Below are 25480 nucleotides of genomic sequence, written 5' to 3' on the forward strand. Positions count from 1 at the left end.
GACCGAGGCATGACGCGGCGTGTCGAAGGAAAAGTCGCTTTGGTGACCGGCGCCGCCAACGGCATCGGTCGAAGCGCCGCCCTGCTGCTGGCGCGCGAGGGCGCGAAGATCGTCGCAACCGATCTGCAGGACGAGAACGGCGAGGGCCTGTTGCGCGAACTGCGTGCCATGGGGTGTGAGGCCGAGTACTACCACCACGACGTGACGCGCGAGGAGGACTGGCAGTCGATCGTGGCCCAGGCCCGGGCGCGGTTCGGCAGGTTAGACGTTCTCGTCAACAATGCCGGGATCTGCCTCTCGGGTCCCGTGGTCGACATGGCGTTCGCCGACTGGAAGCGGCAGGTCGCCGTCAATCTCGATGGCGTCTTCCTCGGCGTGAAGCATTCGCTTCCGCTGATGCGGGCAGGCGGGGGCGGCAGCATCATCAACGTTTCCTCGATTGCAGGCATCAAGGCGTCGCCGAACGTCTCGGGCTATTGCGCGACCAAGGGCGGCGTGCGGCTGTTCACGAAATCGGTCGCGCTGGAATGCGCAGCCGCCAAGGATGGCGTGCGCGTCAACTCGCTGCACCCCGGCATCACCGAAACCGCCATCTGGGACACGCTGATCGGCACCGTCGAGGACGGCTCGAACGGCGGGCGGGAGCGTGGACCGACGCTGGACAAGCTCACCGAACGCGCCGTCCCGCTCGGCTACAAGGCTGCGCCTGAAGATATCGCGAACGGCATCCTGTGGCTCGCCAGCGACGAGAGCCGCTACGTCACCGGCACCGAACTCGTCATCGACGGCGGCAGGTCGATCGGCTGAACGCCGGGGATCAAGAAGAATGAGAGGCGGGTGTTCCGCCGGCAAGCAGACGGGAGGTCGTCATGAGCCGTATCTTTGGTGCAGTCTGCCAGAACGGATATATCGTGCGGGATATTCGCGCCGCCATGGATCACTGGGTCAATGTGATGGGCGTCGGGCCCCGGTACTATATCGACCGGGTCAAGACCGATTACTTCCGCCACCGGGGCAAGGACTCCGCCATGGAGATGAGCGTGGCGCTCGCCAATTCCGGCGATCTCCAGATCGAGCTGATCCAGCAGCGCAACGACGCGCCCTCGATGTACAAGGAGTTCCTCGACTCCGGCCGCGAAGGCTTGCAGCACATGTCGTACTGGACCCGCGACTATCAGGCGCTCTACGACCGCGCGCTGTCGCTTGGTTACAAGGTCGGGCACGAAGGCCAGATCGGCGGCGAAAAGGGCTGCTTCGCCTATTTCGATACGCAAGCGCATCCCGGCACCGTTGTCGAAATTTCCGACATCAGCGGCAGCAAGGGGAGTTTCTTCGAGCATATCCGCAAGGTCGCCGCCGGTTGGGACGGCTCCGATCCGATCCGCGAAGTCGGCGGACGCTGAGCGATGCGCGTATCGCGCAGCAGCAGTAAGTTCGGGCCAGGGCGCGAAAGCGCGCGGCGGTAGAAAGAAACAAAAAGGAACAAGCGGATGGCAAGACTTCCCCTGATCGACCCGGCGGCAACCAGCGGCGACGTGCGCACGTCCTTTGACAGGATGCCGGTCGTCCTGAACATTTTTCGGATGATGGCGCATGCCGAGGCCAATTTCATTCCGGCGATGCGGTTCGCCAATTCGATCCTGCATCGCCAAAAACTCAGCCACGTCAATCGCGAATTGCTGATTCTTCAGGTCGCGCAGTGGGAGCACGGCGTTTATGAGTGGCGGCAGCATGTTCCGATCGCGCTCGGCGTCGGCGTCACGCAACGGCAGATCGACTGCATCGAGCAGGGCAAATACGTCGATGCCGCGTTCAGTGCCGCCGAAAACGCGCTGCTGGCGTTCGGCCGGGAAGTCATCGAGAATGTGCGTGTCGCCGAGCCGGTCTTCGCCGCCATGCGCACGCATTTCAGCGAACAGGAGATCGTCGAGTCGATCCTGGCAATCGGCTTCTACATGACCATGGCGCGCCTGACGGAGGCAACCGAGGTCGACCTCGATCCCGCCGCCGGCATGACCGTCTTCGAGAGCAGCCGGAAGCGATCGGGCTGACCGCGCCACATTGACCACGCCGCCGGTTGCAGCGATCATCGAGCCTTCGAGGGCAGCGATGGCGCGGAGCATGCAATGACGGGTGAGCCGGGGGCGGGCGGACCGCGACCACTAGGCGAAATCGCGAGCTACCACGCCCATATCTATTACGATCCGGCGACGACGCGGGCCGAGGCCGAGCAGTTGCGCGCCTGGATCGGCGAGCGGTTCTCGGTCACGCTCGGACGCTGGCATGACGTCAAGGTCGGTCCGCACGATCAGGCCATGTATCAGGTGGCCTTTGCCCGCGAGATATTCCCCGAACTGGTGCCCTGGCTGATGCTGAACCACGGCAAATTGAGCGTTTTGGTCCATCCGAATACGACCAATCCGCGCCGGGATCATGCGGCCGACCCGATCTGGATCGGGCCGGCGCTCGCCGTGCACGCCGACAAGCTGCCGGAGCACGCCGAGATGGAAGGGGCGCCCGCACCGAATACCAATCCGGTGTTGCGGCCCTGAGGGCGGCCTTGCCGGGGGAATCCCGGCCCGGTTTACCATTACGTGGCTTGAATCCGTGGATTCAGCCGGTCATGATAGCGCCGAGCGCTTGTCTCGATTATGCCTTACTTTGGATTGCATTATGGTGGGACTTATTCGGTGAATCCATTAGGAATCAGACGTGATTCCGAAGCGCCGAGCCGGGGATAGATGGGTAGGAAGACGACCAGCGCAGCCGGGCTTGCTACGAGCCGCGGTATCCGATTGCTCCGCGACGCGGCCTTCGGAGGGGCGGCGCTTTTCGGGGCACTGGGGCTGGCCGTTTGGGTGACCGATTTCGATCTGGCCGCCTGGATCAATCCCGCATCAGCCAATGTCGGCAGCACGACCTCATTCGACGAGCGCTTCGGCCCGGGCTCGGTGCGCCGTTCGCTGACCATCAACTACCCATGGCGTCCCGCCGCCCGTTCGGAGCGTTCGAATTTTGATACGGAATTCGGGCACATCGAAAGCATGTTGGGGAGGCAATCGCCTGAGGAACAGAATGCTCAGCCGGCGGAGCCCGCCCCGACGGTCGAGGCGGCAATCCCGCTGCCACGCGCCCGGCCGGTCCTGGCCAATCTTCAGCCAACGGGGAGCGACCCGGCGACGGTTTCATCGGATAACCGCACCATGTTCGAGAAGCTCGCCGATCTGGTGCCGATGCGCTTCACGCTGGCGTCGCTGACCCCGGGGGATGGACTGTTCAGCGAGCGAAAGGATCTGTCGGCGCTCGGCTACGACGGTCAGACGGCGGTCTACGACATTTCGGCCCAGGTCGTTTACCTGCCGAACGGCACCAAGCTCGAGGCCCACTCGGGGCTGGGCAGCCTGATGGACAATCCAGCGCACATCAACCAGCGCATGGTCGGCGCGACGCCGCCGAACGTCTACGATTTGAAACCGCGCGAAAAACTGTTTCATGGGGTCGCGGCGCTGCGCATGACTCCTGTGGGTGAAAACGAAATGCATGGGCGCACGGGACTTCTCGTGCACAGCTACATGCTTGGGCCAAACGGCGATTCCAACGGCTGCGTCTCGATCAAGGAGTACGACAGGTTCCTGGCGGCGTACACGAACGGCGACGTGAAGCGGCTGGTCGTGGTGCCGAGCCTGCGTGAAGGTCTTACCGCATCGCGGCGTTCACCATCCCCGTCATGAGCGCCGTTGCAGGCGACGCCGCCGCTTCCGACACGCCGCTGCGTGCGGTTTTCAAGATCAACCTGAACGGCAAGACGGTGTCGATCGGCACGGTCGGTCAGGCCTATCGCTTCATCAGTAATCTCAGCTCGATCGAGTGGATCGAATTCCGCGCGCTGCACGCCGATGCCGTGTATGCGCTGCAGGACGCTGCTGGTAACGCGATGCTGACCGTGCAGGCGACCAACGCGTTGCGTGCGCTGTTCGTCCGCGCCAAGCTGTTGTGAAGGCGATTCAACCAACTCCTCAGTTGCCCGATTTGGCAGCGGACAACCCGGTGCGGGTATGTCTTATAGGCACTTGAGAGATAAGGGAAACGTCCGCATGCCTGGAAATGACATCGAGATTGAAGACGATCGCCTGATCAGGGAATTGTTGCAGAACTGGGCGATCTGGCGCGATGCCGGCGACTGGGAGCGTTTCCGCACCGTCTGGCATCCGGGCGGCCGCATGATGGCGACCTGGACGCAGGGCACCGGCGACGAGTTCATCGAAATAAGCAAGCAAGCCTGGGCCAAGGGCATCAGTATCCTGCATTTTCTCGGCGGCATCTCGGTCGACCTCGCCGGAAGCCGCGCGATCTCGCAGACCAAGATGACGATCTCGCAGCGCGCCGAGGTCGAAGGCGTACTGTGCGACGTGCTCTGCACCGGGCGGTTCTACGATTTCCTCGAAAAGCGGGAAGAGCGCTGGGGCATCGTGCTGCGCCAGCCGATCTATGAGAAGGACCGCATGGACCCGGTCACACCAGGCGCAGCGCCCGTGCTGGATAGAGCTCTCCTCGAGCAATTCCCACCGGGCTACCGTCACCTCGCGTATTTGCAGACCCGCATCGGCTACACGGTGAAGCGCGACATGCCCGGTCTGAAGGGACCGGAGGTCGAGGCTTTGTATGCGCGGGGCGCCGCGTGGCTGCAGGGCAAGCCGATCTAGGAGATCTTTGCGCGCGGCGGTATCACCTTGCGCCATTGATTTGGATCAAGAATCCAGCCTGCCAGGGTGTCAGGATGAATGTCCTCCCTAGGCAGGGGAATGGCATGATCACCCAAACTGAGTTGAGCTTGCGGGCGGCACTTTGCAGGCAGCTCGCGCAGCGCGAACCGAGCAGCAAGGTCTATTGGCTGGCCGAGGCTGAAAAATGGTTGCGTCTTTGCCATAAGCCGATCCATCTGGAACGGACCGGCGACGAGGATCCGCTCGGACAGTTTCTGGCTCGGATGCGGTCCCGATCCTAGCCAAGCTCCTTGCGGACGGTCGCCGCCGCATCGCACATCGCCTTCAGTTTTCCGAACGCGACTTGGCGCGGCATGTATTTCATGCCGCAATCGGGGGCGACGACAAGGCGATGGGCGGCGACGTGCCTCAGCCCGTTGCGGATCCGGTCGGCCACCACATCGGCGGTCTCGATCTCCGGATTACCGAGGTCAAGCACGCCAAGCATGATCTTCTTCGACGACAGATCCTTGAGCACGCCGAGATCAAGCTTCGGCTGCGCCGCCTCGATCGAGATCTGATCGGCCTTGGTATCGGCGAGTTCGGCGAGGAAGGAATAGCCGGCCGGCTTGGTCGAGCCGGGCACGACGGCGGCATAGCCGAAGCACAGATGCACCACGGTCGGCACGGTGACGCCCTCGAGCGCGCGGTTGATCGCCTTCACCGCGTAGCGGCGGGCCAAATCCGGATTGTTGCGTACCCAGGGTTCGTCGAGCTGGATCACGTCGGCGCCGGCCTTCTGCAGGTCGAGCGCTTCGGCGTTGACCGCGGCGGCGAACGCCATCGCCAGCTCCTCGTCGTCTTTATAGAATTCGTCTCTCGCCTGCTGGCTCATCGTGAACGGGCCGGGCAGGGTGATTTTTGCTGCGCGATCAGTATTCTGGCGCAGGAATTTCATGTCGTGCAGCTCGACCGGGCCGCGGCGCTTCACCGGACCTGTGACGCGCGGCACCGGCGTCTGGTGTCCGCTTCGCGAGGTGATCATGGCCGGATTCTCGTCGTCGATGCCGTCAAGCGCCGTTGCAAAACGGTTCGAATAGCTCTCGCGGCGGATTTCGCCGTCGGTCACGATGTCGATCCCGGCACGCTCCATGTCCCTGATCGCGACGATGGTGGCGTCGTCCTGCGCCTCCTCCAGATGCTCGGCCGGCAGCCGCCACATCGCATGCATGCGGGTGCGCGGCACCACTTTCGACAGCATCGCGCGATCGACCAGCCATTCCGGCTGCGGGTAGCTGCCGACGACGGTGGTCGGTAGCACGTGCTTTGGCAGGTTCATGGAGTATCTCCTTGCTCTTGTTATTGCTTTCTCAGTTCTCAGGCCGCACGCGTCGCCGCCGCCGCGGCTTCATCCTTGACCGGATTGCGCAGGACGCCGATGCCGGAGACCTCGACCTCGACGACGTCGCCATCCTTCATCCAGAGCGGCGGTGTACGGTAAGCGCCGACGCCGCCGGTGGTGCCGGTGACGATGACGTCGCCGGGGACCAACTCGGTGAAGGTCGAGCAATAGGCGATCAGGGCAGGGACGTCGAACACGAGGTCCGAGATCGGTGCTGCCTGCACCTCGACGCCGTTGAGCCGGGTCGCGATGGTCTGTTTGCTGATGTCGGGGATCTCGTCCGTCGTCACCATCCATGGTCCGAACGCGCCGGTACCCACAAAATTCTTGCCGGGTGCGAATTGCGAGGTGTGGCGCTGCCAGTCGCGGATGCTGCCGTCATTGTAGCAGGCATAGCCCGCGACATGCGCCAGCGCTGTCTCGCGCGCAATCCGTCGCCCGGCCTTGCCGATGATGACGGCCATCTCGCCCTCGTAATCGAACCGCTCGGACTCCAGCGGCCGGATCATCGGCTGGCCCCCGCCGACCTGGCTGTTGGCAAAGCGGGTGAAGATCATCGGGTGCGGCGGCGTGGGATGGCCGCTTTCAGCAAGATGCGTGGCGTAGTTGACGCCGATGCAGAAGATCTTGTCCGGATCGGGAACGGTCGGCAGCAGCTCGATTTCGGCGAACGCATAGTCGGCGCGTTCGCCCTGCAGTGCCTTCAGTTCGTCGAGCGATCCCTTTGCGAGCAGCGACTTCAACGTCGGATGCGCCTTCAGCCGCTTGCCGGCGTCGATGATGCCGGCGTTTGTCACCAGGCCGTAGGTTGCCGTCGGACCTGCCTTGAAACTCGCGATCTTCATTGTTTGGCACTTTCTTCGATGGAGGAAACATAGGGTTCGATGGATCGTACGATCTCGCCCGAGCGGATCGGGACGCAATCGGGCGGAAAGTCCTGATTGAAACGCGCGCCTGCTTTCCCGGCGCGGTCGATAAAGCGTTCGAGATGGTTCATCGCGCCGCTGGGCAGGTCGTGCAGGACCATCAGGCTCCACGGCTGCGACCGGCACTGCTCCAGGGCTCGGTCGGCCCAACCATCCGGATCGTCCCAGTCGCGCGGGATCGCGTTCCAGAGCACGCAGCTATGCTTGTGGCGCGTGAGGTAATCGACCACGGAAGGTTTTAGCAGGCGCTCGTCGAGATTGCCGCCGCCACCGAACGGGCGAAACCATCGCTGTGGGTGCGCGAGGTCGCCGATCGCAGCCTGCGTCCGGCCGATCTCATGCTGTGCCGCATCGGGATCGCGTTGCTGCCCGAGTGGCACCGAGTGCGTAAAAGTGTGATTGCCGATCCAGTGGCCCTCGTCATGGGCCCGCGCCGCCAGTCGGCGGCGCTCGGGGTCGCCGAGCTTTTCGCCGATCACGAAGAAGGTCGTCTTGATGCCGCGTTCGCGTAAAGTATCGAGCACCCGCGGCGTCACGCCGGGCTCGGGACCATTGTCGAATGTCAGCGTCAGATCGAACACACGCACTCCGTCAGGTCGCAGGCTGCAGGGTAACGGGCGAGATTTCTTCCGCCGCATTTTGCCCGGCGCGCGTGCCGGTCTGCCAGATCGCGGCCTTGCGCTCGATCCATTTGATCGCGGCGTTGAAGGCAATCGCCATCGCCAGCACCAGCAACACGCCCGCGAATACATGCGGGCTGTCGAGAATGGTGCGATAGCGGGAAATCAAATAGCCGATACCGGCGGACGAGATCAGCATCTCCGATACCACGACGCCGACAATCACCAGCGCGCCGCCGACGCGCAGCCCCGACAGCACGGTCGGAATTGCCGCGGGGATGATCACGCGAACCAGCCGCTGGCTCAGCGTCGCGCCCATGCTGCGCGCGGCGAGCAACAGCTGCGGATCGATGGTCTGGATCCCCGCGGCGGTGGCCAGCATCGTCGGCAGGAAGCCATAGATCGAGGCGAAGGCGATCTTGGATTCCGAGCCGATGCCGAGCCAGACCGTGAAGACGGGATAGAGGATGACCAGCGGCACCGCATAGAGGCTCGAGACCATCGGCATGATCAGGATGCGCGGCCGCGGCAGGCTGCCGACGATGGCGCCGAGCAGGATGCCGCCGCCACATGCGAACGCCATCGAGATCGCAACCTCGTAGAGCGTCACCGCAAGTGCATGGCCGTATTCGCCGGCCTCGTTCCATCCGGCTGCCAGCGTCGAGGACAGTGACGGCAGGAACAGCTCGGGAATTAGCCCGGTGCGCGGCAGGATTTCCCATAGCGCGATCAGGCCGATGACGATCAATCTGCGAAGCGTTCCCGCGGTCATCGCTGCCTCATGCCGATTTGCGGATGTGCCGCCAGATGCGGTCACGCAGGCTGCCGAATGCGTCGCCGCTCAGCATCTCATAGGTGCGCGGGCGGGGTAGCGAGACCTGCAGGTGATCGACGATGCGGCCGGGGCGCGGCGACATCACGATCACTTCGTCGGCGAGATAGACGGCCTCCGTCAGGCTGTGGGTGACGAACACCACGGTCTTTCCGGTCGCCGCCCAGATCCGCAGCAGTTCGTCGCCCATGGTCATGCGGGTCTGTTCGTCCAGCGCCGCAAACGGTTCGTCCATCAGCAGCACCGGCGGGTCCTGCACCAGCCCGCGTGCGATCGAGACGCGCTGCTTCATGCCGCCGGACAATTCATGCGGATGGCGCTTGCCGAAGCCGTCAAGGCCGACCAGTTTTAGCGCATCCTGCGCCTTGGCGCGGCGTTCGTTCTTGGTGACGCCGCGCAGCGCCAGCGGAAACTCGACGTTCTCCTCCGCCGTCAGCCAAGGAAACAGGCTGGCTTCCTGAAACACGACGCCGACGCGGTTCGGGTCGGGTTCAGGGATCGGTGCGCCGCTGATGGTGATGGTGCCTGAGGTCTGCTGACGGAGGCCGGCCATCATCATCAGAAGCGTGGACTTGCCGCAACCGCTCGGGCCGACCAACACGACGAAGCGGCCGGGTTTGACGTCGAGCGAGACGTCCTCGAGCGCCACGACGTCCTGCGTCGTGGTCTTGAAGACCTGTCCGACATTGCGGACCTCGATCGCGCCGGCCGGCTTCAGCGGGGTTATGTTCGCCAATGGCTGCATTGTGTTTCCACCCATCTGACCAGTTCATTGAAGGCAATCGCGATCACCGCGATCATCACTACGCCGGCCAGCAACTGCTTCATTTGAAAATTCTCGCCCCAGGTCGCGATCTGATGGCCGATGCCGTCGCGCGAGGCGTACATTTCGGCGAGGATGACGCCGGTGAGATTGAAGATCATCGAGATCCGCAGGGCTTCCAGCAGAACAGGGAGCATGCTCGGCAAATAGACGCGAAACGCGGTTTGCATCGGCGTCGCGCCATAGGAGCGGGCGACGGTCAGATGTTCGACCTTGACCGACTCGACCGCGGTTGTGGTCGACATGATCACGATGAAGATCGTCGAAAAGAATCCGAAGCCGACCTTCTGCGCAAAGCCGACCCCGAACACCAGGATGAACATCGGCAGGAAGATCGATTTCGGGATGCTGAAGGCGAAGAACAGCAGCGGCTTTGCCACGTCGGCAAAATAGCGGTTCTCCGCGATCAGGAAGCCGATCAGCGCGCCGACGGGGACGGCGAGCGCAAACGCGGTCACTACCTCGGTCGCGGTGACGGCGAGGTCCTTGCGCACGCTCGCCCGCTGCAGCAGCTCGCCGAGCGTGGCCAGTGTCTCGGACGCGGAGGGAAGCAGGCGCGGGTTGACGATGCCGCTGCGCGACAGGATTTCCCATATCGCAAACAGCGCCACCACGATGGCGACCCGCGCCGCCTTTACACCTAGCCCGCTTCGCATCGCGTTCAGCTCAGAATTTGGTCGGTACCGGTTTGAACTGTGTCGAGATGATCTCTGCCGCCGGCCCAAGGTCTTTCATGCCGCCGGCCTTGGCCATGTCGAGCGCGAGCTGGAGTTGTTCCGGAATCTTCGCCCCCTCCATGCTGCCGTCGGTCTCCAGCTTCATGATCGTGTTCTCGTATTCCAACGCCGCGATCTCGGCGGGGATTTCATAGAGCTCGGTGATCAGCTTGACGGAGGCGTCCTTGTTGGCGCGCATGAACATCAGCGCGCCGTAGAGCGCGTTCAGCGTCTTCTGCACCATCTGCGGCTTGTCCTGCGCGTATTTGTCGAGCGCGATCCAGCCGGCCGCGAGGTTCGGCGGCACCTCCTTGGAGAAGTCGAGGATGGTGCGTGCTTCGCCCGATTTGGAGATCTGGAAGCTCAGCGGCGAATAGACTACGGCCGCGTCGACATTGCCGGCGAGCAGGTTCGGCACCAGTCCGCCGCCGCCGACGGGCACGCGGGTGAACTCGATCTTCTTGTCCTGCTGGGTCCACAGCGCCAGCAGGTCGGAGCCGGAGCCCGCGGAGGTGATCGCGACCTTCTTGCCCTTCAGATCGTTGACGCCGAGCGTCGATTTCGACAGCGTCATCAACTGCCAGCCGTAATAGCCCGTGGCGGCACTGGCGAGCACTTTGGAGTTCACGCCTTTCTTGCGTCCGGCCGACACCAGCGAGGTGGCGTCGAGAATGACGTCGGCGGCACCCGCCGCCATCGCCTCGAACGTCTCGGCGCCGCCGCGATAGATCGTCAGTTCCGCCGCGATGCCTTCCTTCTCGAACAGCTTTTGGCGCACGGCGGTTTCTGCGATCGTGGTCGGCCAATAGGTTTTGGTGGGAAGGCCGATGCGGACAGTGTCGGCTGCCTGCACAGTGGCTGATGCTCCAAGCAAGGTCATTGCCGTGATCGTTGCCAATACATGGCGTCGCGTAATGTTCATTGTGACGTTCCCTTTGATTTTTCTTGATTGGTTTGGTCTTCGAGCAGTCAGGCGGTGTCGCCACCCCCGAACGTTTTCGGTGTAGCGAGCTCGACGAGATGCATGGTCGTCATGAAATGCTTCGAGAGCGCCGCGACCGCGGCATCCGCGTCGCGCGTGAGCGTGGCGCGTACGATGGCGGCGTGTTCGGCCTCCACATCACGGGATTTTTCGGTGTTGCGCCGGATCGCGAGCCGCCGATACCGTTCGCTCTGCTCATGCAGCACGTCGCGAAAGCCGAGCAGCCATTGCGAGCCGCAGGCATTCACCAGCGTGCGGTGAAAGACGCGGTGCCGCACCACCCATTCTTCATAGTGGTGCGTCGGATCGTCGGGATAGGTGTGGGGAACGGCGCAGAGCGCGGTGAACGATTTTTCCACCGAGGCAAGCCATGCCGCGTCGCCACGCTCGATCGAGCGCTGCAGCGCCAGACCTTCGATATCGACGCGGGTTTGCGTCACGTCCCTGAGGTCGGCTGATGATACCGGGCTGACGCGAAAGCCGCGCTGGTCGGATGCCTGCACCAGCCCGTCGGCGACCAGCCGCGACAGCGCCTCGCGCACCGCCGCGAGGCTGACGGAAAACTGCTTGGCGAGACCGGCGATATGCAGCTTCTGCCCGGGCAGCAGCCGGGTCGAGAGAATATCCGCGCGCAGCCGTTCCTGAACGGCGGACGTCAGGCTTCGCGGCCGCTCGTTGGCCAGGCTCTCACCAAAACTCAACCCGATACTGCTCATGGCGCCGCAGACTGGCGAGGGACGGCGATGCCGTCAATCGAAAATCGATTTTTTATCTAACCCGCTGGCTTCGCTACGATTTAGGACGGATCAGCTCAATTGCGGTGACTGTTCTTTGGATGATCGGCGGCGCATGCCACAAAAAATCGCCGTGACAATCTGCCGGGAGTGACGTAGATAGTTCGCATGCGAAATAAATCGCCCTCGTCGAAATGACCCCGCGTCGCGAGCACCGGTTCGTGTTCCTCCTCAACGTTGCGCAGCGCCGGCTGCAGCGCTGGATGGCGGCGCGGACGCAAGCCAGCGGCGTTACCGCCGCGCAGTCCGGCTTGCTGTTCATTCTGGGCCAACGGGACGGCGTGCTGATCGGTGAGGCGGGGGCGGCGCTGGATCTCGGTCCGCCAGGTATCAGTGGGCTCGTTGACCGGATGACGGCGGCGAACCTGATCGAGCGCCGCGCCGATCGGGATGATGGCCGGGCGTGGCGGCTCTGGCTGACGCCGGCCGGCCGCGCGGCGATGGCGCAGTCGAAGGCGGGGCTCGTCGAGGTCAACGCACGCCTCACGGAAGGATTTACCGAAGCCGAGATCGACGTCGTCGCGCGCTGGCTCACAACCATGCAAACCAGATTTCCCAGAGGAGAAGACGAATGACCGAGCATATCAAGATCGAGAAGAACGACGGGATACTGACGCTGACGATGGCGCGTCCCGACAAGAAGAACGCGTTGACCAATGAGATGTACGGCGCGCTGGCGGATGCGATCCAGGGCGCGGAGACTGATCCGTCCGTCCGCGTCCTCTTGATCCGTGGCGAGGGGGACATGTTCACCGCCGGCAATGACGTCGGTGAATTCGCTGCGATTGCAACAGGCGCCGTTCAGGGCGAGCGGCATGTTGGCCGTTTCCTGCAGGCACTCGCACAATCGAGCCGCCCGCTGGTCGCAGCCGTTCAGGGACGCGCCGTCGGCATCGGCACCACGATGCTGCTGCATTGCGATCTGGTCGTGCTGGCCGAGAATGCGCTGCTGTCGACGCCGTTCGTTAGTCTGGCGTTGGTACCGGAAGCCTCTTCCAGCCTGTTGATGCCGCTCCGTATCGGCTACGCGCGCGCTTTCGAAATGTTCGCGCTCGGTGAAACCGTCGATGCCAAGTCCGCATTTGCGTGGGGGCTCGCCAACCGGGTCGTTCCGCTGGACAAACTCGACGCCGAAGCAAGAGCGCTCGCGTCCCGGCTGGCCAAGCAGCCGACGGGTGCCGTCAGCACGACGAAGCGGCTGATGCGCAATCCGGAGCTTCTCATGGCGCAGATCAAGGCGGAGAGCGAGCAGTTCGCAGCACGCCTGAAAACCGCCGAGGCGCGCGAGGCCTTCGCCGCGTTCGCCGAACGTCGGCCGCCGGACTTCTTGAAACTCGCAAGACAGCCGGCGTAACCGCCTTCTCTTCCCGCCCGCGACCGCGGCAATTGACCGCCCGTGACGGCCCCGCTACCTGTTTCGGGTTGCGTGCGGGGAAACAAATGAACAAGAACAATGACGCTTCCGAATTCGACTACGTGATCGTCGGCGCTGGCTCGGCCGGGTGTGTGCTCGCCAATCGCCTGAGCGCCGACGGCAAACATTCCGTGTTGCTGCTGGAGGCCGGGCCGAAGGACACCAATCTCTGGATCCACGTGCCGCTCGGCTACGGAAAACTGTTCAAGGAAAAATCCGTCAACTGGATGTACCAGACCGAGCCGGAGCCTGGCTTGAACGGTCGTCAGGTATTCCAGCCGCGCGGGAAAGTGCTGGGCGGTTCCAGCTCGATCAACGGCCTCTTGTATGTGCGTGGCCAGCACGAGGATTACGATCGCTGGCGCCAGCGCGGCAATGCCGGCTGGGGCTATGACGACGTGCTGCCCTATTTCAAGAAGGCCGAGAACCAGCAGCGCGGAGACGACAAGTATCACGGCACGGGCGGGCCGTTGCCGGTGTCGGACTGGCGGCATCACGATCCCTTGTCGGAAGCCTTTGTCGTTGCGGCCGCCGAGACCGGCATTCCGACCAATCCGGACTTCAACGGCGCCACGCAGGAAGGTGCCGGGTTCTTCCAGACCACGACAAGTCGCGGACGGCGCGCCAGTACCGCGTTCTCCTATCTGCGCCCGGCGAAGAGCCGCAGTAATTTGCACGTCGAAACCTCGGCACTGGCGCAGCGCATTCTGTTCGAAGGCCATCGTGCCAAGGCGGTCGAATACAAGCAGGAAGGCCGCGTGCGCACGGCGCGGGCGCGCAAGGAAATCCTGGTCTCCAGCGGCGCGTATAACTCGCCGCAACTGCTGCAGCTTTCGGGCGTGGGACCGGCCGACTTGTTGAAGCAGCACGGCATCGAGATCGTGCTCGACGCGCCCGGCGTCGGCAACGATCTGCAGGACCACCTACAGGTCCGCCTGATCACGCGTTGCGCGCAAAAGGTCACGCTCAATGACGTGGTCAACAATCCGGTACGCCGGGTGATGGCGGGCATCCAGTACGCTGCCTTGCGCAAGGGACCGCTGACGATCGCGGCCGGCACTTCGGGCGCGTTCTTCAAGACCAGCCCGCGACTGGCGTCGCCCGATATCCAGATTCACTTCCTGCCGTTTTCGACGGACAAGATGGGTGAGAAGCTTCACGCGCTTTCCGGATTTACCGCGTCGGTCTGCCAGCTGCGTCCCGAGAGCCGCGGCTCGCTGCGCATCAAAAGCGCCGATGCTTCCGTGCCGCCTGAAATCCGCATCAACTACCTCGCGACCGAAACCGATCGCCGCGCTTTCATCGATGGCATCCGCATCCTGCGCCGCATCCTCGCTGCGCCGGCGCTGAAGGCTTATGCGGTCGGGGAAGTCGATCCCGGTCCGAAAGTGCAGAGCGACGATGAGTTGCTGGACTTCTGCCGCCGCACCGGCAGCACGGTCTATCACCCGACCTCGACCTGTCGCATGGGCAGCGATGCGCTCGCCGTCGTCGACCAGCGCTTGCGCGTGCGCGGCATCGAGGGCCTGCGCGTGGTCGATGCGTCGATCATGCCGGATCTGATGTCGGGCAATACCAACGCGCCGACCATCATGATCGCGGAGAAGGCGTCCGACATGATTCTGGAGGACGCGCGGTAGCCACCCGACCGTAGCCCGGATGGAGCGCAGCGTAATCCGGGACTCGCTCACCCTCGGAACGACCGTTCCCGGATTGCGCTGCGCTCCATCCGGGCTACGAAGCTACCCCTTATACCCCCGCACCCGCTTCAGCATTTGCTCGACATGGGCGATCGGGGTTTCCGGCTGGATGCCGTGGCCGAGGTTGAAGATCAGCCGCCCTTGCGCGTAGCTCGCCAGCACGTCGTCGACGGCGCGATCCAGCGCAGCACCACCTGCGATCAGCGCCAGCGGATCGAGGTTACCCTGCAGCGCGACGCGGCTTTGTACGCGCTCGCGGATCATGGAAGGCTCGGCCGCCCAGTCGATGCTGACGGCATTGACGCCGGTTGCTTCCACATAGGCCGGCAGCATGGCGCCGGCGCCGCGGGGAAAGCCGATGATTTTCGCGTCAGGCGCTTTTGCACGTACACCGGCGACGATGCGTTTCGCGGGTTCAATCGACCAGCGTTGAAATTCCCGCGGCGGCAGTACGCCGGCCCAGGTATCGAATATCTGCAACGCGTCCGCGCCGGCCTTCAGCTGGCCGAGCAGATACTGTATCGAGTTCTCGACCAGAACGTCGATGATTTCAGCGAACGCCTCGGGATGGCGATAGGCCATCATCCGCGCCGGCGCCTGGTCCGGCGTGCCTTGTCCGGCGACCATGTAGGTCGCGACCGTCCACGGCGCGCCGCAGAAGCCGATCAGCGCGGTCTCGGGCGCGAGTTCGCGCTTTACGCGGCGCAGGGCTTCATAGACTGGTTCGAGCTTGTCGAAATCGGCGTGGCGCGCCAGCGTCCCGACTTGCTCCGGCGTATCCAGCGGATCGAGCCGCGGGCCTTCGCCGGCCTCGAAGCGCACCGAGCGGCCGAGCGCATAGGGGATGACGAGAATGTCGGAAAAGATGATCGCAGCGTCGAAGTTGAAACGGCGGATCGGCTGCAGCGTCACCTCGGCGGCATATTCCGGCGTGAAGCACATGTCGAGAAAGCCGCCGGCTTTGGCGCGCAGTTCGCGATATTCAGGCAGATAGCGGCCGGCCTGGCGCATCATCCACGCAGGCGGCACCTTCTGCCTGCGGCCGGACAGCACTTCGATAAAAGGTTTCACGGCGGATTTCTGGGACAATCGAAAAGTTCCTGCGGACGGCTGCCGATCTTCGCGCTCCTGATACACGGAGGCTTCGGCTTGGCCAAGGAAAGAAGTGGAACCCGCATAAATTCCCGGCGTTATCTTAGCCACGGAGGTACCCTATGGCTGAGAAATTCAACCCTGCACCGCATGACAAGCATGCCGCCGATCCCCACGAGGCGCTGCTGGCCGACCGCGAAATTCAAGAGAAGCTTGAGAAGGGTCTGGTCGGTACCTTTCCGGCCTCCGATCCCGTGAGCGCGGCGCAACCGGCGCCGTCGAAGGCGGATGGCAATCGCGAAAATGAATCGTTGTGGGACAAGATTCGCGGCGTCTTTCGCTGACATCGCTCGACGGGCCAGGCGATGAAGACTGAATTCAACCACGCCGCAAACAACTCGCCGCGGAGCGGCAGCACTAAGAAGGTCTCGCCGGTCGTCTGGGCCGTGATCGTTGCCGTGGTGGTGGCCGCGGTGGTCTGGTTCACGATGCACGGCTGATGCAAGCGCCGGTCAGCCGATGTTCGAACGCGTGAAAACGGCCTCCGTCGGGGAGGCCGTTTTCTTGTCGGCTGATCAGTAATGCGGCGGCGGCTCGTTCGCAGGACCCGGCGCGTTGCTTTCGGCATCCTGAAGGCGCTCCTTCAGTTCAGCGACCTGGCGCGTCAGCCTGTCGATTTCAATCCACTGCGCGGTGATCGTCTGGTTCAGCGTCTCGATGGTTACGTCCTGATAGGTCAGCCGCATTTCCAGCGCGTCGATGCGCTCGCTCAGTGCGTCGACATCACTCATCGGAGCCATCGTTCGGTTGTCGCTGCCGCAGCCCGTGGCCCAGCGCCACACGTTCGTCGAATACAAAACACTCGCCGCGCCAGCGGCTCTTTTGCTCCGGCACGCCTTCGAGATACCGCAGGATGCCGCCCTTGAGGTGATAGACCTCGTCAAATCCCTGCGCCAGCAGATAGGCGCTGGCCTTCTCGCACCGGATACCGCCGGTGCAGAACATCGCGATCTTGCGGTGCTTCGTCGGGTCCAGTTTCTGTGCGGCGAATTCCTTGAACTGCCCAAAGCTTCTGATGCCGGGATCGACCGCCCCTTCGAACGTGCCCATCGCCACCTCGAAGGCGTTGCGGGTATCGATGACAAGCGTGTCGGGCGCTGATATCAGTTCGTTCCAGTCCGACGGCTCGACATAGGTGCCGACCTGTCGCGTTGGATCGACGGCAGTATCGCCAAGCGTGACGATTTCGTTCTTCAAGCGGATCTTCAGCCGCTGAAACGGCATCTCGGAAGCGGCTGAAAACTTGAGTTCGAGATTGTCGAGCCGGCCGCCAAAGAGCGCGCCGAGCTGCAACTCCCGGACGAACGCGTCGATGGCCTCATCGCCGCCCGCAACGGTGCCGTTGATGCCCTCATGTGCCAGCAGGACGCTGCCTTTGATCCCGAGGCCAGCGGCAAGCCCGCGCAGCGGCTCGCGTAGCTCCCGGAAGTCCGGCAGCGCGGCGAATTGATAGAAGGCGGCGACTTTGAGCGGCATGGCGACCGTTTATCAGGCAGGCCGGGCAGGGGATACCCCGTAAAGCCCTGCATATTCCGCCCATTGCCTTTGACGCTCCCCTGGCATGCCAGCCATTGCCCAGCCGGGGATGAATATGTCAAAGAACCGTCTGTGAAACCCGCCCGACGCTCGCCGCGGGATGCCCAAAAAACGCTGAAAAGAAAGCACTCGCGATGAGGAATTTCCATTTCGCCGGCCGCTCCACGGTCCATGCCCAGAACGCGATGGTGGCGACGTCGCACCCGGAGGCCGCGCTTGTCGCCATCGACGTGATGCGGGCGGGCGGCACGGCTGCGGACGCCGCGGTGGCGGCCTGCGCGCTGTTAGGGGTGATCGAACCGCAATCGACCGGCATCGGCGGCGATTGCTTTGCGCTGATCCAGCCGAAGGGCGAGGGCAAGATAACAGCCTATAACGGCTCCGGTCGCGCCCCGATGGCGGCAACGGCCGAATGGTACCTCGAACGCAAGATCCACTCGGTGCCGCTGACTTCGGCCCATGCGGTGAGCATTCCCGGCGCGATCGATGCGTGGGACACGATCCTGCGCGACCACGGCAAGATGGGGCTCGACACCCTGCTGCAGCCCGCGATCAAGGCCGCCGAAGAAGGCTATATCGTCGCCCCCCGTATCGCCTTCGACTGGAAGAACCAGTTCGAGAAGCTGAAGAACGGCACCAACACCGAGCGCTATCTGTTGCCGCACGGCAAGCCGGCGGTGGCCGGCGACGTCATTCATCAGCCGGAATTGGGCAAGACGCTGCGCGCGATCGCCAAGAACGGCCGCGATGCGTTCTATGCCGGCGAGATCGCGGCCGACATGGTGGAGACGCTCCGCGGCATCGGCGGCCTGCACACGCTGGAAGATTTTGCGGCGCACTCGACCGAAACGACGTCGCCGATCGGCACCATGTACAAGGGGCACGACGTCTGGCAGTGCCCGCCGAACGGTCCTGGCATCACTATGCTGGTGATGCTGAACATCCTCTCCCGCTTCGACCTGACCAAATTCAAGCCGCTCAGCGTCGAGCGTTTCCACCTCGAAGCCGAAGCCGCGCGCATCGCCTACATGATGCGCGAGCAATACATCGGCGACCCCCAGCAGGTTCATGTCGATGTCGCCGGCATCCTTGCGAAGGAATTCGCCGAGGAGCACATCAAGAATATCAGGATGGACCGGCTGCTCGATTTGCCGAACGTGGCGCCGCCGATGAATCCATCCACCGTCTACATCACGGTGGTCGACAAGGATCGCAACGTCTGCTCATTCATCAACTCGATCGCGCACTCCTTCGGCTCGGCGATCGTCTCCAACAAGACCGGTATCCTGCTGCAGAACCGCGCCGGCGGTTTCCGGATCCAGCCCGGCCATCCCAACTGCATCGCGCCGGGCAAGCGGCCGCTGCACACCATTATTCCCTCACTCGTCACCAAAAACGGTCGCGCATTGATGCCGTTCGGTGTGATGGGAGGTCAGTATCAGCCGGTTGGGCAGAGCCACGTGCTGACCAACATCCTCGACTATGGCTGCGACGTGCAGGAAGCCATCGATATGCCGCGCGGCCTGCATTACGAGGGCTTTTATCAGCTTGAGGACAGCGTCCCGGCCGCCATCGTCGAGGGCCTGAAGAAGATCGGGCACAAGACCAGCAGCGTGGTTGGCCCGCTCGGCGGCGGCCAGGCGATCTGGATCGATTGGGACAAGGGCACGCTGACCGGCGGCTCCGATCCCCGCAAGGACGGTTGCGCGCTGGGTTACTGAGCCCTCTGGTTCTCTCTGCTTCTGGAACAACGGCCCGCCGCTTTCGTTAGAGGGACAGGCCGGCCGTCCGCTTTGCCGCGGGCGGTCGCTTGTTCTCAGAGGTCAGCCATCAGCATTCATGATTCAGACGATACCGAACAGGCCGACCTGCGCGGGGGCCGTTCGCCGTGGTTTGCGACATCGTCACACCCGCCCCGCCGCGACCTCAGCGAAAACCTGACATGCGATGCGTTGATTATCGGCGCCGGCATTACGGGATCGCTGGTTGCCGAACGTCTGACGCGCCAGGGCCTCGACGTCATTATCGTCGATCGCGAGTTGCCGGGGCGGGGCAGCACCGCTGCTTCCACATCCATGTTGTTATGGGAAATCGACCGGCCCCTCCACGAGCTGAGCGAGCTCCACGGTTTCGAGCGCGCCTCACGAACCTATCGCGCCAGTCGCGATGCCGTCGTCGGCCTCAAATCGCTGATTTGGCGGCTCGGCATTGCCTGCGACGTGCGCGACCAGAATTCGCTATATCTTGCGGCTGGCGAAGGCAGCGCAGACCTGATCGAAGAGCATCGCTGGCGGGCACGCGCGGGCTTGCCCGGCGATTTTATCGACCATGCCGTGCTGCTGGATCGCTTTGGCATCACGCGTGCCGGTGCGATCGTCTCGCCGGGCGCAGCCGATGCCGATCCCATGAAACTGGCGCATGGGTTGCTCAGGACGGCGCTCGCGCGCGGTGCGCGGTTGTTTGAGGCAGACGCCGTCGCGTTCGATTCGGCCGGGCGCGCGGTCAATGTCCGCATCGCCAACGATCGCGAGATCGAAGCGCGGTCCGTCGTGCTCGCCACAGGTTATGTGATGCCCGACATCGTTCGCTCCACCGTACACGCGGTGTCGTCGAGCTGGGCGATTGCAACCGTCCCGCAACCGCAGAACCTCTGGAACGAAGGCACGCTGATCTGGGAGGATGCGGAGGACTATCTCTATGCGCGAACGACGCGGGCGGGGCGCATCATCATCGGCGGCGAGGACAGTACGGGGATTGTCGAACCGGAGGCGCGCGACCGTCTGATTCCCGAGAAATCGCGGGCGCTGGTGCAGCGGCTCGCGGCACTCTGGCCGGCTGCGAGACCCGATGTCGAATTCCGCTGGTCGGGGACGTTCGATACGACGCAGGATGGATTGCCGCTGATCGGCCCGGTCCCGGGCGCCAAGGGCATCTATGCGGCCTACGGCTATGGTGGCAACGGCATCACATTCAGTTTTCTCGCCGCGCGCCTGATCGGCGACCTGATCGCCGGCAAAACGTCGCCGCTGCTCGCAGATTTTGCGATCGATCGTGACGGCGGCAACACCGGCTAAAACATGGCCGACGGCCGAAAAATGGCTATGGAAATGGCCCGCTCTGGGCTAGAGACGTCGGTCTCCCGAACGAGGTGCACTGATGCGATCTTCCCGACGCACGATTATCCGGACCGCTCTCGCCGCCATGGCGGCCGCGGTTTCCACGCCGATCGTCACCCAGCTGGCATCGGCCCAGACCGCAGGAAAAAAACCCATGACCACAGCTTCAGGTTTGCAGATCATCGATAGCAAGGAAGGCATCGGCGCCACGCCGAAGACTGGGCAGACCTGCGTTATGCATTATACGGGATGGCTCTACGAGAACGGCCAGAAGGGCAAGAAGTTCGACTCTTCGGTCGACCGCAACGAGCCGTTCGAATTCAAGATCGGCCAGCGCCAGGTGATCGCCGGCTGGGACGAGGGCGTCGCCTCCATGAAGGTCGGCGGCAAGCGCACGCTGATCATTCCGCCCGCGCTCGGTTACGGCGCGCGTGGCGCCGGCGGGCTTATTCCGCCGAATGCGACGCTGATGTTCGACGTCGAATTGCTGGCGGTGAAGTAACCGCCGAACAGGTCCGGCCAGGGGGGCGCATCGTGAAGGTCTCGATCCTCGACGATTATTTCGACACGCTGCGTACCTTGGACTGTTTCCGCAAGCTCGCCGAGCACGACGTCACGATCTGGAACGATCACGTCCAGGACGTCGATGCGCTGGCAGAGCGCCTGCGCGACACCGAAGCGCTGGTCCTGATCCGTGAGCGGACCCAGATTCGCGCTTCGCTGTTGGAAAGGTTGCCGAAGCTGAAGCTGATCAGCCAGCGCAGCGTCTATCCGCATATCGACATCGATACCTGCACCCGGCTCGGCATCGTCGTGTCGTCGGGCCAGCACGCCGATACACCGTCTTACGCGACCGCCGAATTCACCTGGGGGCTGATCCTGGCGGCGATGCGCGCGATCCCGCAGCAGATGGCGGCGCTGAAGGCCGGCAAATGGCAGATCGGCGTCGGCCATACGCTGCGCGGCAAGACGCTCGGCATCTATGGCTACGGACGGATCGGGGCCGTCGTTGCCGGCTACGGCAAGGCGTTCGGCATGAACGTGCTGGTATGGGCGCGCGAGCCGGCGCTCGCGAAGGCGCGCGCCGACGGCTACGCGACCGCAAGCTCCAAGGCTGATTTCTTCGAACGCTGCGATGTGCTTTCGCTGCATATGCGCCTCGTCGATGCCACGCGCGGCATCGTCAAGGCGGAAGACCTCGCGCGCATGAAACCAACGGCATTGCTGGTCAATACCAGCCGCGCGCCGCTGATCGAGCCCAACGCGCTGGTCAATGCGTTGCGCGCCGGCAGGCCCGGCATGGCGGCGATCGATGTCTATGAAAAGGAACCGCTGCGCGACGTCAACGATCCCCTGCTGACCATGGATAATGTGGTCTGCACGCCGCATCTCGGCTACGTCTCGCGCGACGAATATGAAATCCAGTTCACGGATATATTCGACCAGATCGTGGCCTATGCGGCGGGCACGTCGACGAACGTGGTCAATCCGGATGTGATGTCCAGACGGCGCTGATGCGCGGCAACCGCCGAGCGTGGATGGCAGAGACGCGCCCGGCCATGACTAAAACCGGGGCGCCCATGCGCCGCAGGCTCCCTTAATCTTCTGGTTTGCGGCCCTACTTTTCGATACCGTTCGGGCCAACGATATTTCGAGAAGGCGCACAATGACCGGGACGCACGACCACAGCCATTCCCACGATCACGATCATTCGCACGGCGATGCCGAACGCTGGAAGCATGACGGCGTCCGCGTCATTCCCGGCAATCAGCTCGATCCCAACGTGCCGTCGACCGCGGGCATGGACCGCAAGGCCGCCATCAATTTCGCTCGCGTCGGCGCCCAGAAATTGTGGGCGGGCACGGTGACGATCCGGCCCGACGCCAAGACCGGCGCGCATCATCACGGCCATCTCGAAAGCATCATCTATGTCGTGAAAGGCAAGGCGCGGATGCGCTGGGGCGAGCATTTGCAGTTCACTGCGGAAGCCGGTCCCGGCGATTTCATCTTCGTGCCGCCGTACGTGCCGCATCAGGAGATCAATGCCAGCCGCGACGAAGCGCTGGAATGCGTGCTGGTGCGCAGCGACGGCGAGGCGGTGGCCATCAACCTCGATATAGAGCCGGTGGAAAAGCCGGAGACCGTGCTATGGGTCGATCCGGTGCACCGCGATCCCGCCGAGAAGAAGTAAAAACAACAAACGCCGCCGTCGTGCGGATGTCGCGGGGAGAATCCCATGAAGCTTGTTCGCTACGAGAGCACGGGCCACGTCGCCACGATCACGATGGATCGCGCCTCGGCACACAACGCGCTCAATAACGCATTGTGTGACGAACTGCGCGAAGCGTGGCTCCGCTTTCACGAAAGCGACGACCGCGTTGCGGTGCTTGCTTCCGCCGAAGAAAAGTATTTTTCGGTCGGCGCCGACGTCAGGGATCTCCCCGTCAACATGTGGCACGCGGTGCCAGGATTGGGCGTCGAACTCGACAAGCCGGTCATAGCCGCGACATCCGGATGGGTCGTCGGCGGCGCCTTCGTGCTGGTGCAGATGGCCGACATGTGCGTGGCGTCGGAAACGACGCGCTTCATCTACCCCGAGGGCAAGATCGGCACCACGGCCGGCGGCATCTCCTCGGTGATGGCGCGCATGCCGCACAAGATCGCCATGGAATTTTTGCTGGTTGGCGAGGAAATGTCGGCGGAGCGTGCCTACCAGATCGCCTTTGTAAACAAGGTCGCGCCGAAGGGACAGCATGTCGCGCTCGCCCAGGAGATGGCGGCCAAGATCGCCGCCAATGCGCCGCTGGTGGTTCGGGCGCTGAAGAAACTGGCCCGCGACGCCATGCCCAAGGGGCCACTGGAAGGGGTTGCCGAGGTGCGCCGGTTGCTTGATGTCATCAGGGACAGTGAAGACCTCAAGGAGGGCGTCAAGGCGTTCGCCGAAAAGCGCACGCCTCAGTTCAAGGGGAAGTAGGGCGGCGATTTCCTTGTCATTCCGGGGCGTGCGAAGCACGAACCCGGAATCTCGAGATTCTCAGATGTGCAATTGCACATCTTAGTTCGACGCTTACGCGTCGCCCCGGAATGACGGAAGAGGACTTAAGCAAACAGGCTGTGATCCACCGCCCCATTCGGCACCACGTAGCCATAGCGCGTGTGGGACGGTTCCGACCCCGCCTTCTCATATTCCGCCTTCATCATGGCAAACCGGTCGCCGCTGATGTCGAGCATCGCGCGCTTGGGCTGGATGTCGTAAAGCCGTGCATTGTTGCCGCCGAAGATCGCCGACTTTACAGGCCCGTCGGCTGCGCCTAACGGCGCGTAGCCGAATTTCTTCTGCATGGCTTCGGGGATTTCGAGGCGTCGCAGACCTTCGATCTGCCATTGCGGTGCGCCGGTCCACAGCGCATCGGTGCCCCAGCAGACGTGATCGACGCCGAGCCCTGTTATCAACGTGCCCATCAGCGCGGCGCAGACATTAGGTTCCGCCACCAGCGTTGTCGCGAACAATTGCCCGACGTCGCCATAGACATTGTTGACGCCGTACTGCGCCGGGATATCGGCAAGGTCGCTGGTCCAGGAAATGCGCCCGGTGCGTTCGAACTCAGCCAGCGCCTGTTTGGGATCGCCGCCGACATGGCGGTAGGCGGAGTGATAGATCACGAAGTTGAGCTGCGGCCAGTCCTTCGCCGCCTGGCCGACGTCGGCGACGTCGGCAAAGCCGCGCAGATTGGGAAACTGCTTTTCGATTCCCGGCGCGAACAGCCCCTTGTGAATGCAGACATTCTTGATGCCGGCCTTCACCATCTTCTCATAGCCCTTGTAGGCGACCTTCTCGTCGTCCATTCGCCAGGGATAACGGCTGATTTCCTTGTGGGTATTGTCGCCGACGGTGTAGCCCTTGCAGGACTCGGGCTTGAGCGCGAGGCCGGCATCGAGCTTGTCGAGCCAGCCGGGCTGTCCCGGCGTGAAGATCATGTGCGCGAACACCCGGCGCGAGCCTGCCTCGTCGTTGATCTTCCTTCGGGCGTCGGCCATCTGCTCGTTGGTCAGGAACCAGTCCTGCTCGATGTCGGAAGGCGCGGAGGAGATCAGCGAAATCTTGGTGTCGGAGTCGAGGAACATCTCTTTTTTGTAGTTGTTGAACTTCAAATCCTCGATGGTCTGTTCGTGATCGCCGAGTTGCTTGTTCCAGCCGGCCTTGCCGACCGCTTTGCGCATTTCGACAAAACCCATGATGCGGGTGTCGTCGCGCAGGAAATGCGTATGCATGTCCATGATGAACTGGTCTTTCAGCGCGTCGGCGCGCTCCTGCGCCATCGCAGGCGTGGCGGCTTCCGCCTTCGTCACGTCAAACAGCGGCCCATAGACTTCGTTCATCGCCACGAACGACGCGGCCATGCCGGCGGCAGTCTGGAAAAACCGGCGGCGGTCGAGGCCCTGCTTGCCGCCGAGATCGTCGGCCATCGCCAGCAGCCGCGCTTCGACCTCGCGCTGCCGTTCGTTTTGCGGGTCAGGGTAAAATTCGTCGCTCGAGACGATCTGCGTCGGGATCGGCGTCTGGTATGCGCACAGTTCGGACGGCATCAATGCGGCAAGTTCGGTTTCCGTCAGTTGGTTGCTCATGATCTCCCCCCTTTGTGGACGGTTCCGGCGCAGGATAGACCCTGCAACCGCCGGCTGTCAGCCGATACTCGCCGTGATCGCGCGATGGTGTTCTTGCGGTGCAGCGCACACCTGTTTTCAAACCAGCGGACCCGCTGC

General features: G+C 63.3%; 31 protein-coding genes. 18 read left to right on the top strand and 13 right to left on the bottom strand.

Features of this window, described 5'->3' with window-relative positions:
• The first annotated feature begins 9 nt into the window (after positions 1-9).
• From V1283_RS01885 to V1283_RS01915, 7 genes are all read left to right on the top strand, one after another.
• Positions 10-807 carry an SDR family NAD(P)-dependent oxidoreductase gene (locus tag V1283_RS01885; RefSeq protein ID WP_334384747.1) on the top strand — a complete coding sequence of 266 codons (798 nt, stop codon included), beginning with the start codon at positions 10-12 and terminating at the stop codon, positions 805-807.
• 62 nt (positions 808-869) lie between these two features.
• Positions 870-1403 carry a VOC family protein gene (locus V1283_RS01890; protein WP_334384748.1) on the top strand — a complete coding sequence of 178 codons (534 nt, stop codon included), beginning with the start codon at positions 870-872 and terminating at the stop codon, positions 1401-1403.
• 87 nt (positions 1404-1490) lie between these two features.
• Complete coding sequence (locus V1283_RS01895) at positions 1491-2051, top strand: carboxymuconolactone decarboxylase family protein (RefSeq protein ID WP_334384749.1); 561 nt, start codon at positions 1491-1493, stop codon at positions 2049-2051.
• A 75-nt stretch (positions 2052-2126) separates the two neighbouring features.
• Positions 2127-2552: a DOPA 4,5-dioxygenase family protein gene (locus V1283_RS01900; RefSeq protein WP_334384750.1), complete on the top strand. Its 426-nt coding sequence runs from the start codon at positions 2127-2129 to the stop codon at positions 2550-2552.
• Positions 2553-2858: 306 nt separating this feature from the next.
• Positions 2859-3731 (top strand): DUF2778 domain-containing protein, encoded by an 873-nt coding sequence (locus tag V1283_RS01905; RefSeq protein ID WP_334384751.1) that lies wholly within the window; start codon positions 2859-2861, stop codon positions 3729-3731.
• Positions 3728-3997 carry a hypothetical protein gene (locus V1283_RS01910; RefSeq protein ID WP_334384752.1) on the top strand — a complete coding sequence of 90 codons (270 nt, stop codon included), beginning with the start codon at positions 3728-3730 and terminating at the stop codon, positions 3995-3997. The genes V1283_RS01905 and V1283_RS01910 overlap by 4 nt, the downstream gene beginning before the upstream one ends.
• A 97-nt stretch (positions 3998-4094) precedes the next feature.
• Entirely contained in the window at positions 4095-4703 is a 609-nt protein-coding gene (locus tag V1283_RS01915) for a nuclear transport factor 2 family protein (protein ID WP_334384753.1), read from the top strand.
• Here V1283_RS01915 and V1283_RS01920 read toward each other — a convergent pair.
• The 9 genes from V1283_RS01920 to V1283_RS01960 all read right to left on the bottom strand — a co-directional run bounded on the left by V1283_RS01920 (position 4700) and on the right by V1283_RS01960 (position 11720).
• A complete protein-coding gene (locus V1283_RS01920) occupies positions 4700-4927 on the bottom strand; it encodes a hypothetical protein (RefSeq protein ID WP_334384754.1) in 228 nt (75 codons plus the stop codon). The genes V1283_RS01915 and V1283_RS01920 overlap by 4 nt on opposite strands.
• Positions 4928-5001: 74 nt before the next feature.
• A complete protein-coding gene (locus V1283_RS01925) occupies positions 5002-6042 on the bottom strand; it encodes a uroporphyrinogen decarboxylase family protein (protein WP_334384755.1) in 1041 nt (346 codons plus the stop codon).
• A 38-nt stretch (positions 6043-6080) separates the two neighbouring features.
• The gene (locus V1283_RS01930) at positions 6081-6950 is read right to left on the bottom strand and encodes a fumarylacetoacetate hydrolase family protein (RefSeq protein WP_334384756.1); all 870 of its coding nucleotides are present in this window, start codon (positions 6948-6950) and stop codon (positions 6081-6083) included.
• The gene (locus tag V1283_RS01935; protein ID WP_334384757.1) at positions 6947-7612 is read right to left on the bottom strand and encodes a polysaccharide deacetylase family protein; all 666 of its coding nucleotides are present in this window, start codon (positions 7610-7612) and stop codon (positions 6947-6949) included. The genes V1283_RS01930 and V1283_RS01935 overlap by 4 nt, the downstream gene beginning before the upstream one ends.
• Positions 7613-7622: 10 nt before the next feature.
• Complete coding sequence (locus tag V1283_RS01940) at positions 7623-8423, bottom strand: ABC transporter permease (protein WP_334384758.1); 801 nt, start codon at positions 8421-8423, stop codon at positions 7623-7625.
• A gap of 7 nt (positions 8424-8430) precedes the next feature.
• Positions 8431-9228 (bottom strand): ABC transporter ATP-binding protein, encoded by a 798-nt coding sequence (locus V1283_RS01945; RefSeq protein WP_334384759.1) that lies wholly within the window; start codon positions 9226-9228, stop codon positions 8431-8433.
• Entirely contained in the window at positions 9207-9962 is a 756-nt protein-coding gene (locus tag V1283_RS01950) for an ABC transporter permease (RefSeq protein WP_334384760.1), read from the bottom strand. Before V1283_RS01950 ends, V1283_RS01945 begins: the two co-directional genes overlap by 22 nt.
• A 10-nt stretch (positions 9963-9972) precedes the next feature.
• Positions 9973-10944 (bottom strand): ABC transporter substrate-binding protein, encoded by a 972-nt coding sequence (locus V1283_RS01955; protein WP_334384761.1) that lies wholly within the window; start codon positions 10942-10944, stop codon positions 9973-9975.
• Positions 10945-10991: 47 nt separating this feature from the next.
• The gene (locus tag V1283_RS01960; protein ID WP_334384762.1) at positions 10992-11720 is read right to left on the bottom strand and encodes a GntR family transcriptional regulator; all 729 of its coding nucleotides are present in this window, start codon (positions 11718-11720) and stop codon (positions 10992-10994) included.
• Between the two features lie 212 nt (positions 11721-11932).
• On the opposite strand from V1283_RS01960, the gene V1283_RS01965 reads away from it, so the two are divergent.
• The 3 genes from V1283_RS01965 (at position 11933) to V1283_RS01975 (ending at position 14852) form a co-directional block, all read left to right on the top strand.
• The gene (locus V1283_RS01965) at positions 11933-12373 is read left to right on the top strand and encodes a MarR family winged helix-turn-helix transcriptional regulator (protein WP_334384763.1); all 441 of its coding nucleotides are present in this window, start codon (positions 11933-11935) and stop codon (positions 12371-12373) included.
• Positions 12370-13152 carry an enoyl-CoA hydratase-related protein gene (locus tag V1283_RS01970; protein WP_334384764.1) on the top strand — a complete coding sequence of 261 codons (783 nt, stop codon included), beginning with the start codon at positions 12370-12372 and terminating at the stop codon, positions 13150-13152. Before V1283_RS01965 ends, V1283_RS01970 begins: the two co-directional genes overlap by 4 nt.
• Before the next feature lie 86 nt (positions 13153-13238).
• Positions 13239-14852, top strand: coding sequence for a GMC family oxidoreductase (locus tag V1283_RS01975; protein WP_334384765.1), 1614 nt, complete (start codon positions 13239-13241; stop codon positions 14850-14852).
• Between the two features lie 102 nt (positions 14853-14954).
• Here the strand turns inward: V1283_RS01975 and hemE are convergent, their stop codons facing one another.
• Complete coding sequence (gene hemE / locus V1283_RS01980) at positions 14955-16001, bottom strand: uroporphyrinogen decarboxylase (RefSeq protein ID WP_334384766.1); 1047 nt, start codon at positions 15999-16001, stop codon at positions 14955-14957.
• Between the two features lie 125 nt (positions 16002-16126).
• Here hemE and V1283_RS01985 point away from each other — a divergent pair, with 125 nt between their 5' ends.
• Both V1283_RS01985 and V1283_RS01990 read left to right on the top strand, forming a co-directional pair.
• Positions 16127-16348, top strand: coding sequence for a hypothetical protein (locus V1283_RS01985; RefSeq protein ID WP_334384767.1), 222 nt, complete (start codon positions 16127-16129; stop codon positions 16346-16348).
• A gap of 21 nt (positions 16349-16369) precedes the next feature.
• Positions 16370-16504: a hypothetical protein gene (locus tag V1283_RS01990; RefSeq protein WP_334384768.1), complete on the top strand. Its 135-nt coding sequence runs from the start codon at positions 16370-16372 to the stop codon at positions 16502-16504.
• Between the two features lie 75 nt (positions 16505-16579).
• Here the strand turns inward: V1283_RS01990 and V1283_RS01995 are convergent, their stop codons facing one another.
• Positions 16580-16795 carry a SlyX family protein gene (locus V1283_RS01995; RefSeq protein WP_334384769.1) on the bottom strand — a complete coding sequence of 72 codons (216 nt, stop codon included), beginning with the start codon at positions 16793-16795 and terminating at the stop codon, positions 16580-16582.
• Entirely contained in the window at positions 16788-17540 is a 753-nt protein-coding gene (gene trhO / locus V1283_RS02000) for an oxygen-dependent tRNA uridine(34) hydroxylase TrhO (protein ID WP_334384770.1), read from the bottom strand. Before trhO ends, V1283_RS01995 begins: the two co-directional genes overlap by 8 nt.
• A gap of 194 nt (positions 17541-17734) precedes the next feature.
• Between trhO and ggt the strand changes: the two genes are divergently transcribed.
• The 6 genes from ggt to V1283_RS02030 all read left to right on the top strand — a co-directional run bounded on the left by ggt (position 17735) and on the right by V1283_RS02030 (position 23690).
• The gene (ggt, locus tag V1283_RS02005) at positions 17735-19321 is read left to right on the top strand and encodes a gamma-glutamyltransferase (protein WP_334384771.1); all 1587 of its coding nucleotides are present in this window, start codon (positions 17735-17737) and stop codon (positions 19319-19321) included.
• Positions 19322-19552: 231 nt separating this feature from the next.
• Complete coding sequence (locus tag V1283_RS02010) at positions 19553-20674, top strand: NAD(P)/FAD-dependent oxidoreductase (protein ID WP_334384772.1); 1122 nt, start codon at positions 19553-19555, stop codon at positions 20672-20674.
• An 82-nt stretch (positions 20675-20756) separates the two neighbouring features.
• Positions 20757-21218: an FKBP-type peptidyl-prolyl cis-trans isomerase gene (locus V1283_RS02015; RefSeq protein WP_334384773.1), complete on the top strand. Its 462-nt coding sequence runs from the start codon at positions 20757-20759 to the stop codon at positions 21216-21218.
• A gap of 32 nt (positions 21219-21250) precedes the next feature.
• On the top strand, positions 21251-22231 hold the full coding sequence (locus tag V1283_RS02020; RefSeq protein ID WP_334384774.1) for a D-2-hydroxyacid dehydrogenase family protein: 981 nt from the start codon (positions 21251-21253) through the stop codon (positions 22229-22231).
• 151 nt (positions 22232-22382) lie between these two features.
• The gene (locus V1283_RS02025; RefSeq protein ID WP_334384775.1) at positions 22383-22907 is read left to right on the top strand and encodes a cupin domain-containing protein; all 525 of its coding nucleotides are present in this window, start codon (positions 22383-22385) and stop codon (positions 22905-22907) included.
• A gap of 45 nt (positions 22908-22952) precedes the next feature.
• The gene (locus V1283_RS02030) at positions 22953-23690 is read left to right on the top strand and encodes an enoyl-CoA hydratase/isomerase family protein (RefSeq protein ID WP_334384776.1); all 738 of its coding nucleotides are present in this window, start codon (positions 22953-22955) and stop codon (positions 23688-23690) included.
• A gap of 125 nt (positions 23691-23815) precedes the next feature.
• Here V1283_RS02030 and V1283_RS02035 read toward each other — a convergent pair whose 3' ends face one another.
• Entirely contained in the window at positions 23816-25342 is a 1527-nt protein-coding gene (locus V1283_RS02035; RefSeq protein WP_334384777.1) for an amidohydrolase family protein, read from the bottom strand.
• Positions 25343-25480: the final 138 nt, after the last annotated feature.

The organism is Bradyrhizobium sp. AZCC 2262 (assembly GCF_036924535.1).
Lineage (GTDB): Bacteria > Pseudomonadota > Alphaproteobacteria > Rhizobiales > Xanthobacteraceae > Bradyrhizobium.